Raw genomic sequence first — 8214 nt, forward strand, 5'->3', positions numbered from 1 at the left:
CAGTGAATGAGAACCGCAGGCTCCCCGCTCCCCTCCTCACGATAAAACAGGCGCCCCCCATCCACGTCAAGATATTTTCCGGGAAGACGGTAGAGTGCATAGAAAGCAATCCCCCCAATAACACGAAGAACGGCGCCAAAGCAGACTGCTGCCAAATAGACACAACTAAGGCTCTTAGGACTTCTCACGTATGATAAGCACAGGTACGGCGCTGAATTATTTGACTACCTGCCTCATTCTAACCTTATTGTACCACTTTTTACAAAATAAGACTCTTATCACCGCGTATATCTTTGATTTAAAATAGGTAAACTTAGATTTTTGCGCATGCGCTGTACAAAATTTCTGTCCGTGCTTGCAGGGCTAATCCTTTTTTCAGGAAAAACTTGCAATTCTAAAACCTACGCTTTCAAAGCGAGAAATTTGTGACGTGAAAAATAAGACGGTTTATGATACACTGAAATCATGCGACGGATCTTGATTTGATGCATTCTATTTGGGCAGAGTTTTTTTAATCTTGATCCGCGTCATTGATTGCATGTTTTTATAGAACCGATCGTAACGAGCGCGTATTCCAAAGCCTGCTTAGGTAGGTAACAGACTGCCCGTTGGTGTCGAACTTGGATCTTTTGGGGTCGTTCTATACCACAGCAGTGAGAAAGGATAGGGTTCTCATGTGCGATACAATGGCTATTGTTGAAGCGGACAAGGTGCTGTTCATCAAAAATTCGGATCGTGACGCGAACGAAGCACAATTTGTGGAATGGTATCCTCGCCAAGATTATCCCCTCAAAACGAAGCTGCGCTGTACGTGGATCACCATCCCGCAAGTGCGCCAAACACGTGCTGTAATCTTGTGCCGCCCTTTCTGGATGTGGGGCGCAGAAATGGGCGCCAATGAAGATGGCGTTGTTATCGGCAACGAAGCCGTATTTACCAATCAACCCTATGCCGCAGCTGGATTGACGGGTATGGATCTGGTTAGACTTGGACTCGAACGCTCCCAAAACGCCTTCGAAGCCAGCAATGTCATCATCTCCCTGTTAAACAGCCACGGCCAAGGCGGCGGCGGCGGCTATGAAAACAGACGGTTTACCTATCACAACAGCTTCATCATTGTGGATAAAAACGGCGGCTATGTCTTGGAGACAGCGGGCAAGATGTGGCGCCGTGAAACGATCAAAGGTATTGTCGCCATCTCCAATGGTCTGACCCTGCCCGGCTTCGCCGAAAAATACCGGAGCCGTCTTAAAACAGCGGTGGCGCAAAGCAATACGCGGCGTATGCGCATGATCATGTGCGCCTGTGTTTCTGCGTCGAAAGAATCCTTGTTCGCACTGCTCCGTGATCACGGCGAAGGGCAACAATATCCGCGTTACCGGCGTATTAACGGCGCTCTTTCTGCGCCCTGTGTACACGGCGGCGGTTGGGCGGCAGCTTCACAAACAACAGGCTCATGGGTCTCAGAACTGAGCCCCCGCGGCGTGCAACATTGGGCAACAGGCACTTCCGCCCCTTGCACCAGCTTATTTAAGCCCGTGTACTTGGATGAACCTTTACAGCTGGGTCCTGTTTCAAAAAACAGTGTCAAAGGAAGTCTATGGTGGGTCCATGAACAATTTCATCGGCTCGTCGTGCGCGATCCGGCAACCTCTTACGCTGTGTTTGAGGATGAGCGCGATGCCGTGGAAAAAGAATGGCTGCACAACCCGCCGTCCACACGGGAGGCTGTCAAAAAGCATTTAAAACTTTTACGGGCTTGGAAGAAAACGCCGCTTCTCAATAGTCTGCACGATAAACGACCTGCCTATGTACAGCGCTATTGGAAGCGGCGACGCTTAGAATAAGGCAATGATGAGGATAATCGCTCAGCCCAGTTCCGGTTCCCAACCGGGCTCGTACTCTCTGCGCCAGAAGGCGGCTGCTTCCGGATCATTCAGAATGTGTCCTTGCCCGTCACAGTACAGGCTGTGCCCGGTACGATACGCAATATTTGCCAAATGAGCCATCAAAGTACTCTTGTATCCGTTGTCAATGGGACAATTCAAGAGGCCCGGTTCATTGTTCCGGATGGCGTCAAAGAAGTTGGCACCATGGGGCACACCGCCCACATCGCCTTGATCTTCTTCCAAGGTTTTTCCTGCGCCGTCGCGGAGCCGATATTTATCTGATCCGAAAACCAAGCTCCCTTCATCTCCGTAAAAGGTGACGCCAACGGCTAAGCCTTCGGGACCGGGCTGGTTCGTGCTGAGCCCTTCCCAAGTCAACATCTTCCCGCCTTCGAACTCAAAGGTGGTCATGAGCGTGTCGGGTGTTTCTTGGTCGTCGTCGTAGCGATAGCGGCCGCCTGCAGCGGTAACCCGTATAGGATAGTCCACGCCCAGCCCCCAGCGGCCCATGTCAAAGAGGTGGGTTCCGTTATTGCCCGCTTCTCCCGTGCCATAGTGCCACAGCCAATGCCAGTTGTAATGGATGACATTATCTTTGTAAGGCCGGCGCGGAGCCGGGCCCTGCCACAGGTCGTAATTCAAGTATTCAGGGGGATCCTGCAGCGCGCCCGTTCCCATGCTGCCGCGCTGAACACAATACCACGCCCGGGCATAACGGATTGTGCCAATGGCTCCCTCCTGCAATTTCGCCATACCTTTGTTGATCACTATGGACGAGCGGCGCTGTGCGCCCATTTGAACAACCCGTTGATAGCGCTGAGCCGCTTCCACCAACAATTCTCCCTCATGAGGATTGTGGCAGCAGGGCTTTTCTACATACACATGTTTGCCCGCTTTACAAGCAAGAATAGCAGCCGGCGCATGCCAATGGGCAGGCAGCGCGAAAGCCACCGCCTGCACCTTGGGATCGTCTAAAATGCGTCGAAAATCGCCGACCGCCTCGGGGGTATGTCCGCTCGCTTTGGCGATGGCGGCAGCGCCGTCATCACGGCGCTTCTCATCCACGTCGCACACATAGGCAACACGGCAGCCCCCTGCCTTCAACAGATCCAAAGCCAAGGCTTTGCCGCGGCTCATGCCCACCACACCGACAACAATATCATCGGATAAGGCTTGAGCCCCGGCATATAATTGGGTATGTAACAGTGCGCCACCGGCGATAGCGCCGGCAATAAACTCTCTTCGATTATAATAGTGCGTCATAACGAATAACTTCCTTTCATGGTTATAAAAGCATCCTAAAGGATGAACGCGACGAATGTCAAAAAGGGATTTATAGAAAGGAAGAAGCGCTGCGCCGGTGGAGGGAGCTGAGGAGGAGGCGCCGGAAGAGACAAGGTAAAACTCTCTTCCTCATAGCTTGTCTGCTCCCCGCTATTTTGATACTTTATAGGCTACAATCAGGTGGAGAATTTTTATGGACAATACACAGGTCACAGCGAATCGCAACCGCATACGGATAATGTTTGATGCCATTGCTTTCCGCTACGATTTTTTAAATCGGCTGCTATCCTTTCGCCAAGATGTACGGTGGCGGCGATTTCTGCTCGACAAACTTCCGCAGACAACGGAAAAGCTGCGCGTTTTAGATCTCGCATCGGGCACAGGCGATGTGTTGCTGGCGCTCTTGGCGGATAAACGGGCTCCCAAATACGTGGTGGGCGCGGACATCTCCGCTGCCATGCTGCAGCACGCACTAGCGAAAGTGCGCAAGGCAGGCGTAGAAGACCAATGCGCGCTCACCGTGGGCGCGGCGGAATCACTGAGCTTTGCAGATGAGAGTTTTGATGCGGTCACGGTCGCTTTTGGCGTGCGCAATTTCAGTGATCGTCCGGCAGGACTCAGCGAGATGCACCGGGTGCTGCGGCGAGGCGGCTGCGCCTTGATTCTCGAATTGAGCCTGCCGCCGAATATGCTGATGCGCGCCCTTTACCTGATCTATTTTCGCGCCACCCTGCCGCTGCTCGCAGGCTTGTTTAGCAAACAACGAGCAGCCTATCACTATCTGAATCGCTCAGTGGAAGCTTTCCCTGCTCCCCAAACGTTTTGCGCAATACTGGAAGAGGCAGGCTTTCAAGACTGCAGCTACACCCGATTTACCTTCGGTGTGGCAGCGCTCTATGTGGCTTCTAAGGCGCGTTGAATTAGGCGATACAGTGTTGACGACGGTTTACAGGAGTTGTTCTGCGATCTGAACCGTGTTGAGAGCGGCACCTTTGAGCAGATTATCGGATACGACCCACATGTCCAAGGCAGAAGGATGGGAGATGTCTTCCCGGATGCGACCGACAAAGGTATCATATTTTCCGACAGCATGGACAGCGAGGGGATAGCGCTGCGCGGCGGGGTCGTCTTCTACTACGACGCCCGGCGCTTTCTCAAGGAGTGCCCGTGCCTCTGCCGCTGTAAGTTTCTTCTCCGTCTCCACATTGACAGATTCGCTGTGACCGCTGAATACGGGAACCCGCACGGTAGTAGCGGTAACGCGGATGGATTGGTCGCCAAGAATCTTTTTCGTCTCATTGACCATTTTCATTTCTTCCGTCGTATAAGCGTTATCGGCAAAAGCATCGGATTGGGGAATCTGCGGGATACAATTGAAAGCAATTTGATGGGGGAAGACCGCGGGCGTATAACGCTCATTGTTCAAAATCGCTTTTGACTCTTCGCGCAGTTCATCGATGGCGGCGATACCGGCGCCCGAGACCGCTTGGTAGGTGGACACGACGATACGGCGTATCTTCGCGGCATCATGAAGGGGCTTCAACACGACAACCAGTTGGGTCGTGGAGCAATTGGGATTGGCAATAATGCCGTTGTGTTTGGCGAGGGCTTCAGGATTGACCTCAGGCACGACAAGGGGCACATCAGGATCCATACGCCATGCACTCGAATTATCGATGACTACGGCCCCTGCAGCGGCTGCTATGGGCGCGAATTTTTTGCTGGTACCGCCGCCTGCACTGAAAAGGGCAATATCTACATCGGCAAAAGAATTTTCGTCAAGAACTTCCACCGGCACCTCTTCACCTTTAAAGGGAAGCTTTTTCCCGAGGGAGCGTTTGGAGGCGAGGCATTTTATACGAGCTACGGGGAATTTGCGCGCTTCGAGGATTTGCAACATCTGATGACCCACCACACCGGTGGCTCCTACTACAGCAACAACTTTTTCACGCATACACTTTTTGTCCTTAACGATTGAGGTTAACCACGCCCGGCGGGCACGGCTTCCATATAAAATTCAGGCGTCCGAATGACATGACCCATACGGACGCCCGGTAATAGACAATAAAACTAGAGCCCTTTGATCGAGGGACTTAGGATAGCACTATTCCAGCGCGTCTTCGATGGCACCGACCAGAACGTCTTTTTGGGTCACGCCGACAAAGCGCTTCACTTCCGCACCGTCTTTCATGACCAGCAGGGTCGGGATGCTTTGGACATTGTATTTGATCGCTACGTTCTGAGCGGTATCCACATTTAATTTATAGACTTTGGCACGACCCGCCACATCGGATGCAACACTGTCTACGACGGGCGCAATCATCCGGCAAGGACCGCACCATTCGGCCCAAAAATCAACCAGACTCACACCGGACGCCACGGCTTCATTAAAGGTATTTTCTGTCAGTTCGATTATATTACTCATCGTTGTTTCTCCTTTGGGAATTACACCCCAATTTACCCACTGCAACTGCAAAACAGTTTTCTAATGTTAAGCAGACTATACAAAAAATCACGGCAAAAAATCAAAGTATTAATGCTTTTTGATGTACTCCGACTATTGGGATGCACCAACTTCAGCTGCCGTTAAGATACATAACACACTTGTCCAACAATTTATTTCTGAATCGTGAAAAAGAATAATCTATTACGCACGGACAATTTTATGGCGGTTGGTCGACACGTTTTTGGTCATGTTGCGCGTGTCTACGACGAGCGGCGCATGCTCAAGAATAAATTCAGGGTCATAGCAACTGTGGGCGGTGGCGATCAATACCACGTGGGAGGCGGCCAAGGCTTCTTTCGTAAGCTCGACGCTTTTCCGGACTATACCCTCATCCTCCAAGATAGGCACATAAGGATCATTGTAAGAGATGAGTGCGCCCTGCTGCTCCATGAGCCGCATCAAAGGCAGACTCGGCGATTCACGCAAATCGCCAATATCTTTCTTGTAGGCGGCTCCCAGCAACAAGACCCGTGCCCCATTCAATGCGCGTCCGTTTTTGTTCAGCGCCTGTATGACCCGTGAGATAACATAGTGGGGCATGGAGGTGTTGATTTCACCGGACAATTCGATGAATCGCGTTGTAAAGCCATACTCCCGTGCTTTCCACGTAAGGTAAAAAGGATCAATGGGAATGCAGTGTCCGCCCAAGCCTGGTCCGGGATAGAAGGGCATATAACCGAAAGGCTTGGTTGCCGCGGCATCAATGACTTCCCACACATTGAGCCCCATTTTGTCGCAAAGCACTTTCATCTCGTTGACCAAGGCAATATTCACGCTTCGGAAAATATTTTCCAGTAGTTTGGAAAGCTCTGCAGCGGCGGGCACACTGACACGAACCGTTCTCTCGAAAATGGTTCCATACAAGGCCTCGGCGAGATCGGCACATCGCTCCGTGACGCCGCCGATAACTTTCGGGATGTTGGACACGGAATAGACGGGATTGCCGGGATCTTCCCTTTCAGGAGAAAAAACGAGAAAGTAATCACGACCCACTTCTTTTCCGTTTTGAGAGAGCAGCGGCAGCAAGACCTCCATCGTCGTACCGGGGTAGGTGGTGCTTTCCAGGGATACCAAGGCGCCTTTTTTCAGACGCAGCGCTATCTGCCGGCCCGCCTCTTTCACGTGACTCAGATCAGGCTCTCGGTGAGCCGTCAAGGGCGTAGGTACACAAATGATGATAGCATCCGCATCTTTGAGCAGCTCATAGTCTGAAGTAGGGCAAAAACGATTTTCCGCCACAGCCGGTAGTATCCAATCGGCGTTCAAATGATTGAGGCAAATCTTCCCCTCTTTGAGCTGCGTGATTTTTTCAGGATCTGCGTCAATACCGATCACGCGAATACCTGCCTCTACAAAGTGGGCGGCGAGAGGGGTGCCAATATAGCCCAACCCGATAATGGCCACTACAATCTCTTTTGCTTCGAGTCGTTTTTCAAAATCTTCGGTGTAGGAATCCATGTCGTGTTTTTGTTCCTGTGTCAACGCCACTGGATAAGCGCTTCGTTAAAAACTTCTTCCACACGGCGCCGCGGCTTGTAGAAATAGGACATGCCATGTCCGGAAAGCAATATATCGTGATCAATTTTAGCGAAACGGCGCAGGGAATCGATGTACAGTTTCTTGTCGAAATCGATGGAGCCGTCCCAGCCGAAATATCCAACATTTAAGGTGCCGATAACGTCGCCTGCAACAATAATCTTTTTGTTTTCCCACTCAAAAGCGTAGGCAGTACAGCCGAGGGTATGACCGGGAAAATGATGTACCTTGATGGACAGTCCCAGCAGTGAAAGGGTCTCACCGTCGTTGACCTCACGATCCACTTCACAAGGCATAAAGGTTTTATGATAGAGATAGCCGCAACAGCGTTCATCGCCCGAAGCCACCGCCGCTGCCGTATAAGGATGGGCAATCAATTCAACATTGGAGCGTTTCAAGAAATAGGCTCCGCCGGCATGATCAAGATGGGGATGGGTTAAGAAACAATGGCGCACATCTTCCGGGTTCAGTCCCCAGTACTGCATATTACGCATGATTTGAGAGAGCGTGTCGCCGCAGCCGCAATCGAATAAGATGATCCCTTCTCCTGTGTCAAGGGCATAAGAATTGGCATCGTCAAATCCTGCATCAACGCCTGCCCACGTAATGCCGTTGAGGTCTCCTCCAACTTGATAAAGTCCTTTTAATAGTTGCATCGTTGCTACATCTCCTTACGCAAAGGCGATTGTACCGCCCTTGATATTTTGTTTCACTTCGTTATTCTACGCACCCATCCGATAAGCCTGCGGGCATCGGCGCAGGGCGTTCACAGGTACTTTCCAAGGCTATAGGCTCGTGTCTTTCGCCACTTTCTAAAAACGCCTGCATTATATCCAGAACATGGTAGGCAAGGGCTCCATCAGCACGAGGCGGTCTTCCCGACCGAATAGCCGCTGCCATATCTGCCAGCCCCAGCCCCCGTGATTGGTCTGTGTAGGCATGGGTACATGCTGACGGCTGCCAGTCATCCTTTTCCGGTTGAAAGCGTTTTATCACAAC

At 51.6% G+C, this 8214-nt stretch carries 8 protein-coding genes; 2 read left to right on the plus strand and 6 right to left on the minus strand.

The window, feature by feature from the left end; translation table 11 throughout:
* Window positions 1-674: 674 nt before the first annotated feature.
* Entirely contained in the window at window positions 675-1847 is a 1173-nt protein-coding gene (locus GX117_15035) for a peptidase U34 (protein NLO34641.1), read from the plus strand.
* Window positions 1848-1868: 21 nt separating this feature from the next.
* Here GX117_15035 and GX117_15040 read toward each other — a convergent pair whose 3' ends face one another.
* Window positions 1869-3152, minus strand: coding sequence for a Gfo/Idh/MocA family oxidoreductase (locus GX117_15040; GenBank protein NLO34642.1), 1284 nt, complete (start codon window positions 3150-3152; stop codon window positions 1869-1871).
* A gap of 214 nt (window positions 3153-3366) precedes the next feature.
* Between GX117_15040 and ubiE the strand changes: the two genes are divergently transcribed.
* Window positions 3367-4092 (plus strand): bifunctional demethylmenaquinone methyltransferase/2-methoxy-6-polyprenyl-1,4-benzoquinol methylase UbiE, encoded by a 726-nt coding sequence (gene ubiE, locus GX117_15045; GenBank protein NLO34643.1) that lies wholly within the window; start codon window positions 3367-3369, stop codon window positions 4090-4092.
* Between the two features lie 27 nt (window positions 4093-4119).
* Here ubiE and GX117_15050 read toward each other — a convergent pair whose 3' ends face one another.
* The 5 genes from GX117_15050 to GX117_15070 all read right to left on the minus strand — a co-directional run.
* Entirely contained in the window at window positions 4120-5127 is a 1008-nt protein-coding gene (locus GX117_15050; GenBank protein NLO34644.1) for an aspartate-semialdehyde dehydrogenase, read from the minus strand.
* A 150-nt stretch (window positions 5128-5277) separates the two neighbouring features.
* Window positions 5278-5598: a thioredoxin gene (gene trxA, locus GX117_15055; GenBank protein NLO34645.1), complete on the minus strand. Its 321-nt coding sequence runs from the start codon at window positions 5596-5598 to the stop codon at window positions 5278-5280.
* 222 nt (window positions 5599-5820) lie between these two features.
* A complete protein-coding gene (locus GX117_15060; GenBank protein NLO34646.1) occupies window positions 5821-7137 on the minus strand; it encodes a nucleotide sugar dehydrogenase in 1317 nt (438 codons plus the stop codon).
* Window positions 7138-7157: 20 nt separating this feature from the next.
* On the minus strand, window positions 7158-7871 hold the full coding sequence (locus tag GX117_15065) for an MBL fold metallo-hydrolase (GenBank protein ID NLO34647.1): 714 nt from the start codon (window positions 7869-7871) through the stop codon (window positions 7158-7160).
* A gap of 61 nt (window positions 7872-7932) precedes the next feature.
* Window positions 7933-8214, minus strand: a 282-nt coding sequence (locus GX117_15070) for a gfo/Idh/MocA family oxidoreductase (protein NLO34648.1), incomplete at its 5' end; no start/stop codon positions are given.

The sequence above is a fragment of the Candidatus Hydrogenedentota bacterium genome (assembly GCA_012523015.1).
GTDB lineage: Bacteria > Hydrogenedentota > Hydrogenedentia > Hydrogenedentales > CAITNO01 > JAAYBJ01.

Bases quoted from the DNA above. Each gene is read 5' to 3' on its own strand.
- GX117_15050 (NLO34644.1), bottom strand. From the start codon at position 5,127: ATGCGTGAAAAAGTTGTTGCTGTAGTAGGAGCCACCGGTGTGGTGGGT.
- trxA (NLO34645.1), bottom strand. From the start codon at position 5,598: ATGAGTAATATAATCGAACTGACAGAAAATACCTTTAATGAAGCCGTG.
- GX117_15060 (NLO34646.1), bottom strand. From the start codon at position 7,137: ATGGATTCCTACACCGAAGATTTTGAAAAACGACTCGAAGCAAAAGAG.
- GX117_15065 (NLO34647.1), bottom strand. From the start codon at position 7,871: ATGCAACTATTAAAAGGACTTTATCAAGTTGGAGGAGACCTCAACGGC.
- ubiE (NLO34643.1), top strand. From the start codon at position 3,367: ATGGACAATACACAGGTCACAGCGAATCGCAACCGCATACGGATAATG.
- GX117_15035 (NLO34641.1), top strand. From the start codon at position 675: ATGTGCGATACAATGGCTATTGTTGAAGCGGACAAGGTGCTGTTCATC.
- GX117_15040 (NLO34642.1), bottom strand. From the start codon at position 3,152: ATGACGCACTATTATAATCGAAGAGAGTTTATTGCCGGCGCTATCGCC.